Annotated in this window: 18 protein-coding genes; 9 read left to right on the forward strand and 9 right to left on the reverse strand. The window is 70.1% G+C overall.

Annotated features, from left to right (window positions below; genetic code table 11):
- Nucleotides 1-3: 3 nt before the first annotated feature.
- Nucleotides 4-834: an SGNH/GDSL hydrolase family protein gene (locus QSJ59_RS18855; RefSeq protein ID WP_285761026.1), complete on the forward strand. Its 831-nt coding sequence runs from the start codon at nt 4-6 to the stop codon at nt 832-834.
- 21 nt (nt 835-855) lie between these two features.
- Here QSJ59_RS18855 and QSJ59_RS18860 read toward each other — a convergent pair whose 3' ends face one another.
- The 6 genes from QSJ59_RS18860 to QSJ59_RS18885 form a co-directional block, all read right to left on the reverse strand.
- Nucleotides 856-1,566, reverse strand: a complete 711-nt coding sequence (locus tag QSJ59_RS18860) for a nucleotidyltransferase domain-containing protein (RefSeq protein WP_285761027.1) — start codon at nt 1,564-1,566, stop codon at nt 856-858.
- A 64-nt stretch (nt 1,567-1,630) separates the two neighbouring features.
- Nucleotides 1,631-2,776 (reverse strand): EAL domain-containing protein, encoded by a 1,146-nt coding sequence (locus tag QSJ59_RS18865; RefSeq protein WP_285761028.1) that lies wholly within the window; start codon nt 2,774-2,776, stop codon nt 1,631-1,633.
- Nucleotides 2,777-3,002: 226 nt separating this feature from the next.
- The gene (gene fabF, locus QSJ59_RS18870; protein ID WP_285761029.1) at nt 3,003-4,241 is read right to left on the reverse strand and encodes a beta-ketoacyl-ACP synthase II; all 1,239 of its coding nucleotides are present in this window, start codon (nt 4,239-4,241) and stop codon (nt 3,003-3,005) included.
- Between the two features lie 153 nt (nt 4,242-4,394).
- Complete coding sequence (locus QSJ59_RS18875) at nt 4,395-4,634, reverse strand: acyl carrier protein (protein WP_285761030.1); 240 nt, start codon at nt 4,632-4,634, stop codon at nt 4,395-4,397.
- Nucleotides 4,635-4,724: 90 nt separating this feature from the next.
- Nucleotides 4,725-5,678: a beta-ketoacyl-ACP synthase III gene (locus QSJ59_RS18880; protein ID WP_285761031.1), complete on the reverse strand. Its 954-nt coding sequence runs from the start codon at nt 5,676-5,678 to the stop codon at nt 4,725-4,727.
- The gene (locus tag QSJ59_RS18885) at nt 5,678-6,562 is read right to left on the reverse strand and encodes an ACP S-malonyltransferase (RefSeq protein ID WP_432707506.1); all 885 of its coding nucleotides are present in this window, start codon (nt 6,560-6,562) and stop codon (nt 5,678-5,680) included. The genes QSJ59_RS18880 and QSJ59_RS18885 overlap by 1 nt, the downstream gene beginning before the upstream one ends.
- A 266-nt stretch (nt 6,563-6,828) precedes the next feature.
- Between QSJ59_RS18885 and QSJ59_RS18890 the strand changes: the two genes are divergently transcribed.
- Nucleotides 6,829-8,034 carry a PucR family transcriptional regulator gene (locus tag QSJ59_RS18890; protein WP_285761033.1) on the forward strand — a complete coding sequence of 402 codons (1,206 nt, stop codon included), beginning with the start codon at nt 6,829-6,831 and terminating at the stop codon, nt 8,032-8,034.
- 278 nt (nt 8,035-8,312) lie between these two features.
- Nucleotides 8,313-9,149: a hypothetical protein gene (locus QSJ59_RS18895; RefSeq protein ID WP_285761034.1), complete on the forward strand. Its 837-nt coding sequence runs from the start codon at nt 8,313-8,315 to the stop codon at nt 9,147-9,149.
- On the opposite strand, the gene QSJ59_RS18900 is transcribed toward QSJ59_RS18895, so the two are convergent.
- Both QSJ59_RS18900 and QSJ59_RS18905 read right to left on the reverse strand, forming a co-directional pair.
- The gene (locus tag QSJ59_RS18900; protein WP_285761035.1) at nt 9,146-9,538 is read right to left on the reverse strand and encodes a DUF1304 domain-containing protein; all 393 of its coding nucleotides are present in this window, start codon (nt 9,536-9,538) and stop codon (nt 9,146-9,148) included. The two genes, QSJ59_RS18895 and QSJ59_RS18900, sit on opposite strands and share 4 nt — an antisense overlap.
- Nucleotides 9,539-9,596: 58 nt before the next feature.
- Complete coding sequence (locus QSJ59_RS18905) at nt 9,597-10,307, reverse strand: GntR family transcriptional regulator (protein ID WP_285761036.1); 711 nt, start codon at nt 10,305-10,307, stop codon at nt 9,597-9,599.
- Nucleotides 10,308-10,558: 251 nt separating this feature from the next.
- On the opposite strand from QSJ59_RS18905, the gene QSJ59_RS18910 reads away from it, so the two are divergent.
- From QSJ59_RS18910 to QSJ59_RS18930, 5 genes are all read left to right on the forward strand, one after another.
- Complete coding sequence (locus QSJ59_RS18910; protein ID WP_285761037.1) at nt 10,559-11,803, forward strand: NRAMP family divalent metal transporter; 1,245 nt, start codon at nt 10,559-10,561, stop codon at nt 11,801-11,803.
- 58 nt (nt 11,804-11,861) lie between these two features.
- A complete protein-coding gene (locus QSJ59_RS18915) occupies nt 11,862-12,653 on the forward strand; it encodes a LamB/YcsF family protein (protein ID WP_285761038.1) in 792 nt (263 codons plus the stop codon).
- Between the two features lie 91 nt (nt 12,654-12,744).
- Nucleotides 12,745-13,350: a 5-oxoprolinase subunit PxpB gene (gene pxpB / locus QSJ59_RS18920; protein WP_285761039.1), complete on the forward strand. Its 606-nt coding sequence runs from the start codon at nt 12,745-12,747 to the stop codon at nt 13,348-13,350.
- A 54-nt stretch (nt 13,351-13,404) separates the two neighbouring features.
- On the forward strand, nt 13,405-14,265 hold the full coding sequence (locus QSJ59_RS18925) for a 5-oxoprolinase subunit C family protein (RefSeq protein ID WP_285761040.1): 861 nt from the start codon (nt 13,405-13,407) through the stop codon (nt 14,263-14,265).
- A 35-nt stretch (nt 14,266-14,300) separates the two neighbouring features.
- A complete protein-coding gene (locus tag QSJ59_RS18930) occupies nt 14,301-15,095 on the forward strand; it encodes a putative hydro-lyase (RefSeq protein WP_285761041.1) in 795 nt (264 codons plus the stop codon).
- A 9-nt stretch (nt 15,096-15,104) separates the two neighbouring features.
- Here QSJ59_RS18930 and QSJ59_RS18935 read toward each other — a convergent pair whose 3' ends face one another.
- Nucleotides 15,105-16,820 (reverse strand): alkaline phosphatase D family protein, encoded by a 1,716-nt coding sequence (locus tag QSJ59_RS18935; protein WP_285761042.1) that lies wholly within the window; start codon nt 16,818-16,820, stop codon nt 15,105-15,107.
- 164 nt (nt 16,821-16,984) lie between these two features.
- Between QSJ59_RS18935 and QSJ59_RS18940 the strand changes: the two genes are divergently transcribed.
- Nucleotides 16,985-17,413: a YjbQ family protein gene (locus tag QSJ59_RS18940; RefSeq protein ID WP_285761043.1), complete on the forward strand. Its 429-nt coding sequence runs from the start codon at nt 16,985-16,987 to the stop codon at nt 17,411-17,413.
- The last annotated feature ends 143 nt before the right edge of the window (nt 17,414-17,556 follow it).

Consider the following 17,556-nt stretch of genomic DNA (forward strand, 5'->3'; position numbering starts at 1 on the left):
GACGTGACTGATCTCGAGATGAACCCCCCTGACCGCATGCAGGCGGAGACCTCCGCGGTCATCCGCTCTTACGTCGCCATCGGGGACAGCATTACCGAAGGGCTCGACGACCCGAATCCTGATGGCTCCTACCTCGGGTTCGCCGATCGCCTGGCCCAGCACCTGGGCGCTGCCACCTCGGGCTTCCGATATGCCAACCTCGCCGTACGGGGCCGCCGATCGCACCAGATCTTCGGCGAGCAGTTGGAGCAGACACTGAAGTTCGCCCCCGAACTCGTCACGGTCAACGCCGGCGGCAACGACGTCCTGCGTCCCAACACCAACCTCGACCGCCTCGCCCAGCAGTTCGACGACGGTGTGCGCCGGCTGCGCGAGGCAGGTATCCGGGTGGTCATCCTCTCCGGCTACGACACCGGCTGGATCCCGGTGCTGCGGGTCTACCGTGGACGTATCGCCGTGTTCAGCATGCACCTGCGCGCCATCGCCGAGCGCAACGACTGCGACATCGTCGACCTGTGGTCGATGAACGCCCTCAACGACCCGCGTGCCTGGAGCACCGATCGCCTGCACTTCAACGGGGCGGGCCACCAGATCGTCACCGCGCGCATCGCCGAGATCCTCGGGCAGCCCATGGGCGGCCGTGAACTCTGGGCCCACCCCTGGGCGACACCCAACCTCCAGCTCCCGCGGATCCTGCGCCGTCGTCAGACCCGCAAGTGGGCCGTGGACTATCTGGTGCCCTGGTTGAGTCGCCGGGCGATGGGCCGTTCCTCGGGTGACGGCCGTCTTCCCAAGCGGCCCGACATGACCGAACTGGCACCCGACGAGGACTAGCGTCCGCTCATGCCCTCCGGATCAGGATTCCGGTTGCCCCTTGCGTCGATACCCCGACCGCAGCGGACCACCAGCCAGATCCAGGATCTGCGTGGCCACCATCACAAGAGCGCCGGCATCCCCGGTGCTCGCCAGGCGCTGCGCCTGTGCCAGTCGGGCGTGCACCACCGGATCGCACTCCAGCAGCCGCTGGGACAGCCACTTGCCCGCTCCCGACCACTCCCGCCGCACCAGCAGCACCAACCGTGCCCCGCTCCGCACGGTCTCGGCCGCGATGAATCCTCGCTCGTCGGTGTCGGTGCACCCCGTCAGGTCGTCCACCAGGTCGGTCAGCGCATAGCGCGCGTCCTCCAATTCACCGGGTGTGGCGGGGGAGGGGCCGGCCGCAAGGCGAGCGCGCGCCTGGCGTGCGATGGACGCCCCGGTGCCCTCGACGTCGATCAGGAGCTCCCCCGTGGCACACATCGACAACAGGGGCGAGCACCGGGAGGCCGCCTCCCTGCGCGCAGCAGAGTGCCACGACGCCTCGGTGTGCGCGAACACCTCCACCGGCCATTCCCGGTGGACCAGGCTTTCGCGGTAAGGAGCCGGAGGGCCGGTGAGGATCACCACGATGTCCAGGTCCGACGTCGGGGTACGCCGCGGTGTACGGGAACTGCCCGCCAGAAAGGCCGCCCGCGCGTCCGGATGGTTCTTCCACAGCAGATCGATCGCTGCTTCCAGGGGGTCCATGCGGGTATTCAACCCGAATCCGGGCCGCAGCGCGCTCCCTTGCGGAGGCCGTTCCTGCGCGACCTCATCCCCTCGACAGGCTGCGGATCAGATCGCTCACATGGACGACCCCCATGCACTGGCCGAACTCGTTCACCGCGATCAGGTCCTCGTACACCCGCTCGCGCTCGGTGCCCGCCGACCGCAGCGCCGCGAGAGCCGGAGCCGTGCGCGCAACCGTCCGGGGAGCACCTGCCAGCCGCTGAGCGGGGCGCCGCGCGTGCAGCGCATGTCCGTAGGGCCCGGTGATGGACAGCAGGAACCGGGCACGGTCCAGCGCCGCCACCGGGCGTTCCCGGTGGTCGATGAGGATGACGCTGCTGAGTGCGGAGTCGTTGCCGAACGCTTCCAGCACCTCTTCGGAGGTGGCATCCTGCGTCATCGTCACCGCCGGGACCATGAATTCCGAGACCCGCGGACCCACGTCGACACCGGTCGATGTCGACTCCAACAGCGCCGCGTCCGGGATCGGGGCGACGCGTTCGCCGGGCGCCCAGTCGTCCCGCGCGAAGACCGGCCCCTGCGCCAATCGGACCCCCGCCTTGCGCAATCCCACCAACTGCGCTGTTGAGCACACCCCAGCGGCCAACGGAAAACTTCCCGCGCCCCGGCCGATACGGGTCATGCCCTCGACGATCGCGGTCAGCCGCTCGTCCCCGGGAACACCCGCAGTCAACTCCGCGTCCACGCGGAAGAAGAACGGCGCGGACCGTACGAGGAGGTCCGGCGCGATCCGCGCCGTCCCCAGCGCCGAGCGGAACCCCAGCTCCCGGAGCACGGCCACCCCACGCGTCAGCTGCTCGGACGGTAGTTCGCGCAGCCCGGCGTCCACCATGAGGGTGATGTCGCGAGGACGCCGCCCGGCGCGGCGAAACCAGCTTTCCAGCAAGGAGAACGGCTCCCGGCCCGCACACAGCAGCCGTGCGGGAACCGGCAGGACCAGCGGCAGCAGGCTTTCGCGATCCAGCGCGCTGCGGGCCAGCGCCAGGAGCCGTTCGCCCAGTGCAGCGGCGTCGTCGCCCTGCCCGGCGTCGGTGGCCGGGGCGACCTCCACGGCGAGCACCGCTCCGGAGTCCAGGTCCACGATCGGTCGCAGCCGAGCGGTCGGCGGCTCGGCCCGACCGGTTTCGAGCCGCGCGCCGCGGGGGGAGGCACTCGTGGGCAAAGACACCCGTTCATGCTCTCCGGGCAGGGAAACCTTCGAAAGACACCCCGGTGAAGACGTGTTGAACTCATCGCCCGTGCACAACGGTGGGGTGGGCGGGGGAGGTGTTCCCGCCCACCCCACCGTTGCCCGCGCTGCCACAAAAGGGTGCTGTGGGCGGCGCCGCGCCGTGCCGCGGGTTTTTCCGAGCACGCCACGGACCGCCCGCGACCGGGGAAGACACCGTTCGGGGTTACGGCCGGCGGAAGACCAGGGCGATGTTGTGCCCCCCGAAGCCGAAGGAGTTGTTGACCGCTGCGGCGTCGCCGGGAGCGAGCTCGCGCGGCTTGTCGCGCACGATGTCGACCACGACACCGGGATCGATCTCGCGGAGGTTGCGCGTGGCCGGCACCACACCGTTGTACAGGGACAGAACCGAGGCGATGGACTCCACCGCGCCGGCACCGCCCAGGAGGTGACCGGTCATGGACTTGGTCGAGGTGACCGCGACCCGGTCGGCCACGGAGTCGCCCAGCGCGCTGCGGATGGCGACGGTCTCGGCCACGTCGCCCGCGGGGGTGGACGTTGCATGCGCGTTGACGTGCACGATGTCGTCGGGGCTGAGCCCGGCGTCGGTGATGGCCGCGGAGATGGCGCGCGCCGCACCGGCACCCACCGGGTCGGGCTGCACGATGTCGTGGGCGTCGCAGGTGTAGCCGGAGCCGGCGGCCACCGCGTAGACCCGGGCGCCACGTGCGGCCGCGTGCTCGGCGGACTCCAGGATCACGATGCCGGCGCCCTCGCCCATGACGAAGCCGTCACGGTCGACGTCGAAGGGGCGCGATGCCGCCTGCGGGTCGTCGTTGCGGGTCGACAGCGCGCGCATGGAAGCGAACGAGGCGATGTTGAGCGGGTGGATCGCGGCCTCGGTGCCTCCGGCGATCACGACATCGGCACGGCCGGAGCGGATCATCTCGATGGCGTCGCCGATCGCCTCGGCGCTGGAGGCGCACGCGCTCACCGGGACGTGGGCCCCTGCCCGGGCGGTGAACTCCAGGGCGACGGCCGCTGCGGGGCTGTTGGGCATCAGCATCGGCACCGTGAACGGCGAGACGCGCTTCCAGCCCTGCTCGCGGAAGATGTCGTACTGGTTGAGGATCGTGAGGATCCCCCCTATGCCGCTGGAGACGACGACGCCCAGGCGCAACGGGTCGACCTCGGGAGCGCCGGCGTCGGCCCATGCCTCACGGGCGGCGACCAGCGAGAACTGCTGGGTCCGGTCGAGACGGCGCAGCCGGTGGCGCTCCAGTTTCTCGGCAGGGTCGACGGCGGCGACACCGCCGAAGTGCACGGGGAGTGAGTCGTGCCACTCCTCGGGAAGCGAGGTGATCCCCGACCGACCCTCGAGCAGCGCGGACCAGGTGGTGGCGACGTCACCCCCAAGAGGGGTGGTGGCTCCGAGGCCGGTGACGACGACTTCGCGAGTACTCATGGCCGATCGCCCTTCAGGTCAGATGGTCGAACCCCGATGGCGCGGTGCCGATGATGACGGGGAGGAGTGGGAGGCCGCGGGCCCCACCGGGATCGGTGGGCCCGCGGTGCCCGCCGGCGAACCGCTCCGGCGGGCGAGAAGAGCGAGGCGCCGCTACTTCTGGATGAAGGTGATGACGTCCTGGACCGTCTTGAGGTCCTTCAGCTGGTCGTCGGGGATCTCCACGCCGAACTTGTCCTGCGCGGCGACGGCGATCTCGACCATCGACAGGGAGTCGATGTCGAGGTCGTCCACGAAGCTCTTCTCCGGGCTGACCTGGTCCGCGGGGACACCGGCGATCTCGTCGATGATCTCGCCGAGGCCGGCCAGAATCTCCTGCTCAGAGTGGGCCATGTCAGGTTTCTCCTTCTTGATGCGAGTAGAACGGTTGGTCATGATGGGACCCCGGGCGCAACCGCCCGTGCGGGGTTGGTCCATCGATGTCTAGGGAATGCGCAAGACCTGCGCGGCATACGTCAGACCCGCGCCGTACCCCATGGTCAGCACAGTGCTTCCCGAGGGCAGCTCGCCGCGTCCGATCATGCGCGACAGCGCGAGCGGGACGGACGCCGACGATGTGTTGCCCGCGGTGACAATATCGCGGGCGATGAGCGCCTGCGGAGCCCCCAGCTTGCGAGCGATGGCTTCGACGATGCGCAGGTTGGCCTGGTGCGGGACGAACGCGGTCAGTTCCTCGGGGGCCACGCCCGCGCGTTCCATGGCCTCCAGCGCCACCGGGTACAGCTCGGTGGTGGTCCACCGGAAGACCGCCTGGCCTTCCTGGTGGAGGTATTTGTTCTCGCGCATGTAGATCTTGTCGGCGCGGTCTCCGGCGCTGCCCCAGGCCACGGGCCCGATGCCGGGCTCCTCCGAGGCGGACACGACCGCGGCCCCGGCACCGTCGGCGAAGATCACACACGTCGTTCGGTCGGTCCAGTCCATCCACTGCGACAGCTTCTCGGAGCCGATGACCAGGACGTTGCGCGCTGACCCCGCGCGTACCGCGTCATTGGCGACCGCCAGCGCGTAGCAGAAGCCCGCGCAGGCGGCGTTGACGTCGAAGGCGCCGGGCGCCTCGATCCCGAGGCGGGTGGCCACTCCGGCGGCGGCACTGGGGATCTGGTCGAGCTGGGTGCAGGTCGCGACGATGACGAGGTCGATGTCGGAGGGGCTCAGTCCGCTTGCTGCGAGCGCCTTGCCGCCCGCGACCACCGCCATGTCGCCCACGGTCTCGTCGGGACCGGCGATGCGCCGCTCCTTGATGCCGACGCGGCTTTGGATCCACTCGTCGGAGGTGTCGATCCGGGCTACCAGGTCGGCGTTGGTGACAACGTTGGCCGGCTGGTAGTCGCCGAAGGCGACGATGCGTGCTCCGGGTGAGCTCGGAGGAAATTTCATCAGCTCTGCCCTTCCAGGTCTGCGGTACCCGGACCCGCGTGCGCCTTGACGAGCTCGCGTGCACGGTCCAGGTCCTCGGGGGTCTTGACGGCGAGCAGTTCGACGCCTCGCATCGAGCGCTTTGCCAGACCGGTCAGAGTACCCGCGGGCGGCAGTTCGATCACGGCGGTCACGCCCAGGTCGATCAGCGACCGGGTGCAGGAGTCCCAGCGCACGGGGGAACTGATCTGGGACACGAGCCTGGAGAGGTAGTCGGTGCCCGAGGCCACTGCGGCGCCGTCGCGGTTGGACAGCAGCCGGACAACGGGGTCGACCGGTGTGAGCCCATCGGCCAGTACTTGTACCCGCTTCACCGCGGGCTCCATGTGGAGAGTGTGGAAGGCGCCGGCCACCGACAGCGGGCGCAGCCGGGCCTTGGCCGGAGGGGCGTCGGCGAACGCCTGAAGCTCGCCCAGGGTCCCGGCGGCCACGATCTGACCGGAGCCGTTGTCGTTGGCCGCTGTCAGCCCGGCTGCCCCGATCGCGGCCAGCACCTCGTCGCGGTCACCGCCCAGGACCGCGGTCATCCCGGTGGGGGCGACCGCGGCGGCGTCGGCCATCCCGCGGCCTCGCTCGGCGACCAGGGCCAGCGCGTCGCTGGGGGAGAGAACGCCGGCGATCGCGGCGGCGGTGAACTCGCCGACGCTGTGTCCGGCGACGACGTCGACGGACCCGCGGGCCTCGTCCAGGGTGCCCAACAGCGCGGTGGCCGCGGCTGCCCCTGCACTGACCAGCAGGGGTTGGGCCACTGCTGTGTCGCGGATCTCATCGGCGTCTGCGGTCGTGCCGTAGCGAACCAGATCGAGCCCGGCGACCTCGGACCATTCGGCGAACACTTCGGTCATACCGGGGAGTTCGAGCCATGGGGAGAGGAAACCGGGAACCTGGGCACCTTGGCCGGGAGCGACGATTGCAAGCACGACATCAACCTTGCCCTGTGGAACATCACCAGCTTGATGGGGACAGGCACGAACTTTGACCATCTCGTTTTGTAGGCTTTCCACAAAGAGGGTGGAGTGGGGGCCGTAAGTGCGTGTTCCATCTCACCTTATGACCGCTTGGTAGTGCACGGGGGCGCCGCCCGGAGGAGCAGGCTGCCACCCTAAGGAGGGTGACCACGGATTCTCATGACTCCTCGCCCGATTCCGACGCCGAAAGCGTTCGGGTCGAAACCGTCCAGCGCCTGGAAAGAGCCATGGGCGCGCTCGGTACCGCCGCTGTCGCCAGGATGGAGCAGCGGTTGTTCTGGTTCCGCGCGATGTCGGCGGAGGACCGTTCCTGGGTCGGGTTGGTGGCCCAGTCGGGTGTGGCCGCCTTCGTCGACTGGTTCAAGAACCCCGACCGAGTGCGTCCGGCCATCGCCGTGGAGGTGTTCGGCACCGCTCCGCGTGAACTCACCCGCTCCGTCTCGCTCCAGCAGACCGTGGAGATGGTCCGCGTCGTCATCGACGTCGTGGAGACCCGGGTCCAGGAGCTCGCGGCGCCAGGCGGCGAGCAGCAGTTGCGCGAGGCCATGTTGCACTACAGCCGAGAGGTCGCCTTCAGTACCGCCAAGGTCTATGCCCGGGCCGCCGAGGCGCGCGGCGCGTGGGACGCCCGGCTGGAGGCACTCATCGTCGAGGCGCTGCTCCACGGCGACCGCGAGGAGGGGCTGCAGACCTGGAGCGCCGCGCTGGGCTGGTCGCGCACTCCCGTCATGGCCGTCGCCGGACTCCTGGGCGGCCAGGACGCGGAGGAGGTCCTGGCCGACCTGCGGGCGATGGCCCGCCGGGCCGGCCACGACGTGTTGGCGGGTGCCCAGGGCGATCGGGTCGTCGTCGTGATCGGTGTCGCCGACCAGTTCGGAGCGGCCCCCATCTCCGCGGTCGAGCCACTGGCCGGTCTCTTCGGGCCCGGTCCGGTCGTGGTGGGGCCGCCGGTCACCGACCTGTACGCCGCGGGCCGTTCGGCCCGCGCAGCCGTGGACGGGTTGCGGGCGGCCCCGGCCTGGCCGGACGCTCCTCGTCCGGTCTCCGCCGCCGACCTCCTACCCGAGCGGGCCCTCGACGGGGACGAGGCGGCTCGGCGCAGACTCATCCAGGAGATCTACCTGCCTCTGCGCGGCGCAGGCTCTCCGTTGTTGGACACCCTTTCGGTGTACTTGGAGCACGCGTCCTCGCTGGAGTCGACCGCACGCATGCTTTTCGTGCACCCCAACACCGTGCGCTACCGACTCAGCAGGGTCGCCGAACTCACCGGGTTCACCCCCTCGGACGGGCGCGGCTCGTTCGCGCTGAGGGTGGCCGTAACGCTTGGCCGATTGTCGGAGCGCGACTGAGGCGACCGATCCGGAACCTTTACGTGGCAGCCCTCGTTGCATTCAGTGGGACGTGACCGAAAGTGGTTCGTGCGTATGGTCCTCAATATGGGGTATCACGGGCCACGGCGGAGATGGAAACCGGATAACGTGGGTCATGAGCGGCGCGATCACGGTGGGCACCTGATCGCTGCCGCCGAGCAGACGCCTGCCCTCCTCGCGGGCGCGCTCGACCAGGGACGGTCTGTCCTGCTTGGTCTGCGGCGGCACATGGGTTTGGGGCGATAACGGTGTTCGGAGTGAAGCGGCTCTACGCAGGACTGGCGCGGATGGTGGGCGAGCCCACGGCGGCCGGCCACCTCCGGCGGCAGGTGTTCTTTTTCGTCCCCATACCGGTGCTGCTCGGAGGAGTCCTCGCTCTCGCGCTCGACACGCAGTGGTCGGCTCCCGGCTGGACGATCCTGTTCTCGGGGTCGATCTCGGTGACCTGCCTGTTGATCGCCTTTCTGGTGCATCCGACCCCGCTGCCCGAGGGCCTCTCCCAGGAGGCGTCGGTCCGGCGTTCGCTGCACCGTTTCCGTCAGATCACCGGTCTGCGGATCACGCTGGCGATGCTGCCGATCCTGCTCGGGGCCGGTGCCGCCCTGGCAGGCGGCGGGATGTTCCCCTACGCCGTGGCCATGGCCCTGGCCTGGCCGCAACTGCTGCTGGCCCTGCCCGGATACTTCACCGTCTCGCGGGCCCGCAGGGCCATGGAGGCGTGGGGGACCAAGGCGTACCTGTGGGCCGCCCTGGCCCAGCCCGCCAAGGTCGAGTGGCCGCTGATCACCCGCTACCTCGCCCGCCGCAAGGCCAAGGCCGCGTCCGCAGCCGTTCGGGGACCGAGCCGCCCCGCCCCCCGGCCTGCTCCGGCTCCGGCCGTTCAGGAGCAGGCCGCCCCGTCCGCCCAGGTCACACCCGAGCCCGAGCCGCAGGCTCCCGCACACCGTCCCGAGCCGCTCATTCCGGGGCTGCTCGCCACGGGGGGCTCGGCGGTCGTGCCGCGTCCTTCCGGCCAGTTGCTGCGGCTGCGGGCCAACACTCGGCCCAAGCAGCGCAGCAGCCGCTCCGAGTCCCGTCAGCGCACCAAGAACTAGTCGGTCGCGGCCAGCGCCAGCAGACTCGCCAGCAGGGCGAGTAGGGGGAACAGCCCCTGTTTGAGCGCGCTGCCCCGCATCCGTGGGTCGGAGAAGGCCAGCACGATCGCTGCGCCGGCCATGCATCCGCATGCGAACAGCGACAGGGTGGTCCCCACGACAGGGGCGCCCCCGAGGGATACGGCAATTCCGCCCAGCGCACCCAGCGCCAGGAACAGGTTGTACCAGCCCTGGTTGAACGCCCAGGGACGCACCGCGGGCAAGGTATCGGGGGTGACCAGGAAGACCCGTGCGACTCCTGGCCGGTGCAGCAGGAAGCTCTCCATGACGAAGACGGCGACGTGAAACAGCCCGGACAGGGCGACAAGGACCAACACGGCTAGATTCATCCGGTCATTATTGTCCTGTCCGGTGACCGCTCGTCGCCGGGAGGCTACCGCCCCGGGGTCACCGCGTGGTGACGCCCCGTCCGCCGGAGAACGCCTCGACCAACTGGCGTTCGGCGGCGTCGAAGTACTCGGCCAGGCGGTCGGCGGCCTCGTCGAACGCCCCGGCGGCCAGAGAGTCGTAGATCTCGCGGTTCTCGCCCAGGTAGGGCGCGTGGAACTCGCGCGGAGCGGCCATCGCGTGGAAGACCAGGCGAAGCTCGGCCAGTAGTTGGTGCATGACCTCGTCGATGCGCGGACTGCCCGAGAGCCGGCCGATGGCTTCGTGGAAGTGCATGTTGGCGGTGCCGATGCCCCACCAGTCCCCCCGGGACTCGGCGCGCTCGCCTTCCTCCACAGCGGCCCCGACCGCGCGCACCGCGGCCTGAGGGGCATGGGCGGCGCCGCGCACCGCCGAGAGCTCCAAGGGGCGGCGGACCCGGTACAGGTCCACCACGTCGGCCAGGGTCGGCTTGGCCACGAAGACACCGCGGTTGAACTCGTGCACGAGCAGGCGCTCGTGTCCCAGCAGTCGAAACGCTTCGCGCAGGGTGTTGCGCGAGACCTTGAACTTCTGCCGGATCTTCTCCTCCGACAGGCGGGTGCCCGGAGCGAGCGCGCCGTCGATGACCAGGGCGCGCAGCTTGTCGGCGACCCGCTCAGCGGTGCTGGAGCGCTCCAGTTCCTCCCCGACATCGGGAATCCGGTCGATCCAGTCGTCCGTCACCGTCACGCCTGCTCCTTGTTCACCGTGTCCCACGTCTCGACAGTCCTGCCCATTGTCGCCGATCGCCGTGCCCATGGGAGGTGTGGGACCGCAATGCCCGAGGGGAAACCCTGTCGGCACTGGTCGGCGGGTAAAAGTTACCGAAATTTACCCGCATGAAATCGCAGTATTGGAGTATTGTTCAACAACTCGGCGACAGTGTGGTCACCATCACTTCCCCTGTCCTTCCTTTGGCCCCAGACCGTGGAGATTCCCGCATGAGCGAGCCACCCAAGGCCGGCATCCGCCCCAACCTGAAGCGCACCGCCGGCAGCAGCGTCCTGCTGGGTGCCATGTTCTTGATGGCCACCAGCGCCATCGGTCCCGGGTTCATCACCCAGACCACGAACTTCACCGCCCAGCTCGGTGCCACGTTCGCTTTTGCGATCATGGTCTCGGTACTGGTGGACATCGCGGTCCAGCTCAACATCTGGCGGGTCGTCGGCGTGGCCGGCACCCGCGCCCAGGACCTCGCCAACAAGGTCCTGCCCGGCGCCGGCTACCTGCTCGCGGCCCTCATCGTCTTCGGCGGCCTCGTCTTCAACGTCGGAAACATCGCCGGTACCGGCCTCGGCCTGGACGCCCTGGCCGGCATCGACGTCAAGATCGGCGGCGCGGTCTCCGCGGCGATCGCCATCGCCCTGTTCATGGTCAAGCGCGCCGGCGTGGCCATGGACCGCATCATGGTGGTCCTGGGCGTGCTCATGATCGCCATGACCCTCTACGTGGCCTTCGCCTCCAGCCCCCCGGTCGGCGAGGCCCTGCGCCAGGCCGTGTGGCCCGACGAGCTGGGCACTGACCTGTTCCTGGCCACCGTCACCATCATCGGCGGTACCGTCGGCGGCTACATCACCTACGCCGGCGCCCACCGCCTGGTCGATGCCGGGGTCAGCGGCCCCGCCAACGTCAAGGAGATCACCCGGGCCTCGGTCACCGGCATCATCGTCACCGGTGTCATGCGGGTGCTGCTGTTCCTCGCGGTGCTCGGCGTGGTCGCCGGAGGCGTGTCCATCCTCGACTCGCCCAACCCGCCGGCCGAGGCGTTCTCCCAGGCCGCCGGAGAGGTCGGACTGCGCCTGTTCGGCGTCATCCTGTGGGCCGCCGGCATCAGCTCCGTCATCGGAGCCTCCTACACCTCGATCTCCTTCGTCGCGACCTTCTCCCCGCGCCTGGAGCGCAACCGCGGCTGGCTCGTCGCCGCGTTCATCTCCATCTCGGCCGTCATCTACCTGCTGCTGGACCAGACCCCTACGACCCTGCTGGTCCTGGCCGGTGCACTCAACGGGCTCATCCTTCCGGTGGGACTGGGCATCATGCTTTGGGTGGCGCTGCGCCGCTCGCGCGACCTCCTGCACGGTTACCAGTACCCCAAGTGGCTGCTGGTGGTCGGCGTCGTCGCCTGGCTGCTCACCATCTTCATCGCCTACCAGGCACTGGGCGGAATCTCCTCGCTCTGGTCCTGACCCCGTCGCCGGCGGCCGCGATCGCGGCCGCCGGCCCCACCGCACAAGGAGCCCACCGATGACCATGGACCTCAACTCCGACCTCGGCGAGAGCTTCGGCCGGTGGGAACTGGGCGACGACGAGGCGCTGCTGTCCATCGTCACCAGCGCCAACGTCGCCTGCGGTTTCCACGCCGGCGACCCCACCGTGCTGCGCCGCACCTGTGCCGCGGCCGTCGGGAACGGGGTCGTCATCGGAGCGCAGGTCGGCTATCGCGACCTCGCCGGATTCGGCCGACGCTTCATCGACGCCGATCCGGGCGAACTCACCAACGACGTCGTCTACCAGATCGGCGCCCTGGACGCCTTCGCCCGCATCGCCGGGGACCGGGTCCGCTACGTCAAGCCGCACGGCGCCCTCTACAACGCCATCGTGCACCACGAGGCCCAGGCGGCGGCCGTCGTCGAGGCGGTCCGGCTCTACGATCCCGAACTGCCCGTCATGGGACTGCCGGGATCGGTATGGCTGCGCGCCGCGGAGCAGGCGGGGCTGCGCACCATCAGGGAGGCGTTCGCCGACCGCGCCTATACCCCCGAGGGCACCCTCGTCTCCCGTCGCGAACCCGGAGCCGTCCTGCACGACCCCCGTGAGATCGCCGACCGCTGCCTGCGCATCGCACACGGCGAACCGGTGAGCGCGATCGACGGCACGCCGGTGCACATCCGGGCCGACTCCCTGTGCGTGCACGGCGACAGCCCCGGCGCGGTCCAGATCGCCCGCGAGGTCGCCGACCACCTGGGCACATCCGGTGTCCAGATCGCGCCCTTCGTCCCCCGGAGCGGTCGCCGGCCCTCGGACCACACGCGTTGAGGCACCAGAGTGGAAGAAGACCCACCGTGCAGGACGACCGGACCCCGCGCAGGGTGCCCCTGCCGGCGAAGGCCACCGCGAGGAGACAACGATGCGCATCCTGAACTGCGGCGACACCGGTGTGCTGGTCGAGGTCGCCGACCTCGACCAGGTGCTCGCCCTCCAAGCCGCCCTGGCCGAGGAGCCCCCACCGGGAGTCAGCGAGGCCGTCCCGGCCGCGCGCACCGTCCTGCTGCGACTGGAACCCGGAGCGGACCCGGCCGCGGTGGCCTCCTCGGTGCGTGCCCTGCGGCCCAGCCCCGGCCACCGCCCCGATTCCGGCGAGATCGAGATCCCCGTGCACTACGACGGCGAGGACCTCGCCGACATCGCCGCACACACCGGACTCAGCCGCAACGAGGTCGTGTCCGCGCACACCGCGGCCCTCTGGACCGTCGCCTTCTGCGGTTTCGCCCCCGGGTTCGGCTACCTCGTCGGCGACGACCCGCGTCTGCACGTCCCGCGCCGCGCCGAAGCACGCACCCGCGTCCCCGCCGGATCAGTGGCGCTGGCCGGAGAATTCACCGGGGTCTACCCGCGCAGTTCGCCGGGCGGATGGCAGCTCCTCGGTCGTACCGATGCCCGCATCTGGGACCTCGACCGTGATCCACCCGGCCTGCTGCGCCCCGGAACCCGGGTCCGTTTCATCGCGGCCTAGCAGGGCCCCAAGACACCACCGCCCCTTTTCCCGTGGAAGAAGACGACAGCACTGATGGCAGCCGCAGCCCTGGAAGTACTGGCGACCGGACCGCTCGCAACGGTGCAGGACACCGGTCGACCCGGGCATGCCGGTCTGGGAGTGGGCCGTTCGGGAGCCGCTGACGCGCGCTCCCACGCCCTGGCCAACCGGCTGCTCGCCAACCCCGTGCACGCCGCAACCCTGGAAGTCACCTTCGGCGGACTGCGCGTGCGCGCGCGGGGAACACTGACGGTCGCCGTCACCGGAGCCCCGTGTCCGCTGACCGTCAACGGACACGGGGCGGCCCTCAACAGCGTCCTCACCCTTGCCGACGGCGCCGAACTGGTGATGGGCACCCCGGCCACGGGACTGCGCAGCTACCTCGCGGTGCGGGGCGGCATCGACGTGCCCCCCGTGCTCGGTTCGCGCAGCACCGACACCCTCGCCCAACTCGGCCCCGAGCGGCCCGCTCCGGGAACGCTCCTCCCGGTGGGGGCCCCACCGGAACGGTTCCCCGTCACCGATTTCGCCCCCGTCGCCGCCATCGAGGGCCTCGAACTCGACCTGCGCGTCGTACCGGGCCCGCGCGACGACTGGTTCACCCCCGAAGCCGTGGGCACCCTCCTGTCCGCCGCCTACGAGGTGACCTCCCGCAGCGACCGGGTGGGCGCCCGTCTCCTCGGACCCGCGCTGACCCGCCGCGTCCACCAGGAACTGCCCAGCGAAGGCATGGTGGCCGGCTCGCTCCAGGTTCCCCCCGACGGCGACCCGGTCCTGTTCCTGGCCGACCATCCCGTGACCGGCGGCTACCCGGTGATCGCCGTGGTGGTCGCCGCCGACGTCTCCCGTGCAGCCCAGGCCCGCCCCGGCAGCCGCCTGCGGTTCCACCGCTGAAACCGCCCGATCCGAGACCGCCCCAGGAGGACACCGTGCCCCAGCCGCCCACCGCCCCCGCAGCACTGGCACCCGCCCAGGCGCGCGCCCTTTTCCGCGCGGGACTCAGCACTCCCACAGCCGGCTACTGCGCCGGCTACGCCCAGGCCAACCTCATCGCCCTGCCTCGCGACCTGGCCTTCGACTTCCTGCTGTTCGCCCAGCGCAACCCCAAGGCGTGTCCGGTCCTCGACGTCACCGAGCCCGGTGAGACCCGTTCGGCCGTCTTCGACGGCGACCTGCGCACCGACCTGCCCGCCTACCGCGTCTACGTCGACGGTCGGCTCACCGAGGAGACCACCGACGCCGGCGCCGCCTGGCGCGACGACCTCGTTGCCTTCCTCATCGGGTGCAGCTTCACCTTCGAGACCCCCCTCATCGAGGCAGGTATCCCGGTCCGCCACGTCGAGACCGGAACCAACGTCGCCATGTACCGCACCAACCGTGACTGCCGGCCCGCGGGCCGGCTCGCCGGTCCCCTCGTCGTGTCCATGCGGCCCGTCCCCGCCGACCGGGTCGCCGACGCGGTACGCATCACCTCGCGCTACCCGGCCGTGCACGGCGCCCCCGTCCACGTCGGCGACCCCGCCGCACTGGGCATCGCCGACCTCGGCCGTCCCGACTTCGGCGACCCCGTCGAGGTCCGGGCCGGGGAGATCCCGGTCTTCTGGGCCTGCGGAGTCACCCCGCAGGCCGCGGTCATGGCGTCACGGCCTGCCTACGCCATCGCCCACGCCCCCGGCCACATGGCGGTGACCGACGTCCGTGACAGCGTCTATCAGACGCCCTGAGACGTCGTCTCACCCGGTCAGGGGGTGCTCTGCCAGTTCCCGGACCCTGGGGCGCTCCGACGCCTCAGAGGCGATCTGGCGCGCTGCCGCGGGCACCGACGGCGAGTGGTCCCAGCGAACCGTGGCCGAGCGGCCGTCCAGGGTGAGCGTTGCCAGTGCGTTGTCGTACCAGGGGCCCTCGGCCAGTCGCCAGTCCAACACCGGTGCGCGGACACCCGCCAGCCGAGCGAGCCCCCGGCACAACAGCCCGGTGACCGTGCGCACCGCGACCCACATCAGCCGCCGCATCATCGGCTGCATCCAGTTGCAGGTCGGTGAGCACACCAACTGCGCGATCGTGGTCGTCGACCCCGCAGCTGAACCGCCGCGTGCCCGGGCCCGCGCCAAATAGGAGAAGTGCACGTCCCCGCCGAGGAAGAGCACGCTCGCCGGGGCCGCCCCGCGTTTGCCCCCGGCGACCTCCAGCACCGCCTCCGCAACCGCTCCGAAGGATCGCTGGAAAGCCGGCCAGTGCTCCAGGTCCACCTCCTGGCGCAGTTTCTCGCTCGGGCCGCGCAACCATCGGCCCCACGCCCCGGCGCACAACGCCTCGTTCCACGCCTCCAGGTAGTGCACCCCGGCGGGCATCAGGAACGGGAGCGTGCTGGCGAGCACCAGGTGGTCGACGTCGCCGCTCAACTGCTCGTCCAGCCACGCCGAATCGTCGGGGCCCAGAATCGAGCGTGCGCGGTCGTCGGCCACATCGCGGCCGCACCGGGTGTCCACCATCACCACCCGGCTGCGGCCGAAGTCGTGCCGGTGGCTCCAGCGGTAACTGGTGGGCTCGCTGTGGGCCCGCCAGGCGAACGCGTCCAGTGCCGCGCCCCCGTCTCCCGCGGATGTCATCTCCTGCCACACCGGGTCGGCGGCCCGCGTTTCGGGGGACAGGTTGCCCAGGTGCTGGTAGATCCAGTACGTCCCCAGCCCCGAGGTGATGCGCGGGCGCCACCACGGTGTCCGGGCGATCTGCTCGCGCCAGGTGCCCGATGTGTTCCAGTCGTCACGAATATCGTGGTCGTCGAACAGCATCAGGGTGGGAACCGTCGACAACAGCCAGCGGATATCGGGGTCGGTCCACGCCTGCCGGTACAGCTCGGCGTATTCGTCGAAGAACACGACCTCGTCGTCGGGGGCGCGATCCCGCTCGTCCTCGCCCTCGCGCCGATGCGCCAGGAACTCCTCCATCGACTCCTGGAGTTCGTCGGCGTACACCTGGTCGCCGATGAGCAGCAGCGCTGTCGGCTCGCCTGCGGCCGGTTCGTTTCCGATGTCCCCGACACGTTCGGCGGCCAGGCGCAGCGCATAGGCGCGCAGCATGTCCACCCCGTAACGCAGGACCGCGGCGGCGGAGTGGTCGGTGGGGGTGTGGCACGAGCCGAACAGCAACCGTGCCGGGGCCGAGTGGTCCAGCGGGCGCAGCGTGCTCGGCGGATAGGGGGAGTCCGCCTCGGGCCACACCCGGGTCTCGTCCAGGTACACCTGGTAGGGCACCTGTTTGCCGGGTGCGAGCCCTTCGAGCTCGCACAGGGCGTAGTGGTGGCCGTGCACGGTGAAGGTCTCGGTGCGCACGCTCACGTCCTGTGCGCTGACCGTGACGGTGCACGCCGCGTCGGTCTCCACCCAGATCACGGCAGTGGTCTCGGTCACGTGCCGCAGCATCGGACCGAGCCGCAGTTCGGTACTCACTCTCTACTCCCAGCTCGTCGGGGGACGAATCGGCCCGGGGCAGAGGACACCCCTAGGCCGAGTATGACTTCTCGTCCGACTACCCGACGAGGGCGGCGGCGTGCGTTCGAACACCTGCGGATCCGGCACGATTGTGCCGGGCCCATTGTGGGTAGCCGTTGCGCATGCGGACCAAATTGCTCGACCTGCATACCGGTGGGTCCGAGACCGTCACCGACATCACGCCCCAGTGCACCGACTTCGTTGCAGAGACCGGCGGGGACGGCCTGCTCAACGTTTTCGTCCCGCATGCGACCGCGGGAGTGGCGGTCATGGAACTGGGCGCCCGATCCGACGAGGACCTGCTCGCGGCCCTGGGCGACCTGCTGCCCGCGGACGACCGCTGGCGTCACCGCCACGGCTCGCCCGGACACGGAAGATCGCACGTGATGCCCGCGTTGATCGCTCCATACGCCACCGTTCCGGTGATTTCAGGGAGGCCCGCGCTGGGTACATGGCAATCTATCGCCATCGTGGACGTCAACATCGATAATCCGCATCGTCAGGTCCGGCTGTCGTTCTTGACGAGTTCCGCTGACGGGGCAGGATGGTAGAAGCAGAGCGCACGACGGGTGCGACGCGTTGACGGATCAGGTACCCAGCGTGTGAACTTAGCCAGCAACGGCGGGATCGACTCCGGAAACGGGACTAGTCGCGGCCGAGCCCGTAAGGAGCGGGCGACATCGAGTGGAGGAGG

Source organism: Nocardiopsis ansamitocini (assembly GCF_030268225.1).
GTDB lineage: Bacteria > Actinomycetota > Actinomycetes > Streptosporangiales > Streptosporangiaceae > Nocardiopsis_D > Nocardiopsis_D ansamitocini.

What these genes read in the sequence shown, in the direction of transcription:
- QSJ59_RS18860 (WP_285761027.1), bottom strand. Translation starts at nt 1,566, where the DNA reads ATGGACCCCCTGGAAGCAGCGATCGATCTGCTGTGGAAGAACCATCCG.
- fabF (WP_285761029.1), bottom strand. Translation starts at nt 4,241, where the DNA reads ATGAGTACTCGCGAAGTCGTCGTCACCGGCCTCGGAGCCACCACCCCT.
- QSJ59_RS18875 (WP_285761030.1), bottom strand. Translation starts at nt 4,634, where the DNA reads ATGGCCCACTCTGAGCAGGAGATTCTGGCCGGCCTCGGCGAGATCATC.
- QSJ59_RS18880 (WP_285761031.1), bottom strand. Translation starts at nt 5,678, where the DNA reads ATGAAATTTCCTCCGAGCTCACCCGGAGCACGCATCGTCGCCTTCGGC.
- QSJ59_RS18885 (WP_432707506.1), bottom strand. Translation starts at nt 6,562, where the DNA reads ATGACCGAAGTGTTCGCCGAATGGTCCGAGGTCGCCGGGCTCGATCTG.
- QSJ59_RS18900 (WP_285761035.1), bottom strand. Translation starts at nt 9,538, where the DNA reads ATGAATCTAGCCGTGTTGGTCCTTGTCGCCCTGTCCGGGCTGTTTCAC.
- QSJ59_RS18910 (WP_285761037.1), top strand. Translation starts at nt 10,559, where the DNA reads ATGAGCGAGCCACCCAAGGCCGGCATCCGCCCCAACCTGAAGCGCACC.
- QSJ59_RS18915 (WP_285761038.1), top strand. Translation starts at nt 11,862, where the DNA reads ATGACCATGGACCTCAACTCCGACCTCGGCGAGAGCTTCGGCCGGTGG.
- pxpB (WP_285761039.1), top strand. Translation starts at nt 12,745, where the DNA reads ATGCGCATCCTGAACTGCGGCGACACCGGTGTGCTGGTCGAGGTCGCC.
- QSJ59_RS18925 (WP_285761040.1), top strand. Translation starts at nt 13,405, where the DNA reads ATGGCAGCCGCAGCCCTGGAAGTACTGGCGACCGGACCGCTCGCAACG.
- QSJ59_RS18940 (WP_285761043.1), top strand. Translation starts at nt 16,985, where the DNA reads ATGCGGACCAAATTGCTCGACCTGCATACCGGTGGGTCCGAGACCGTC.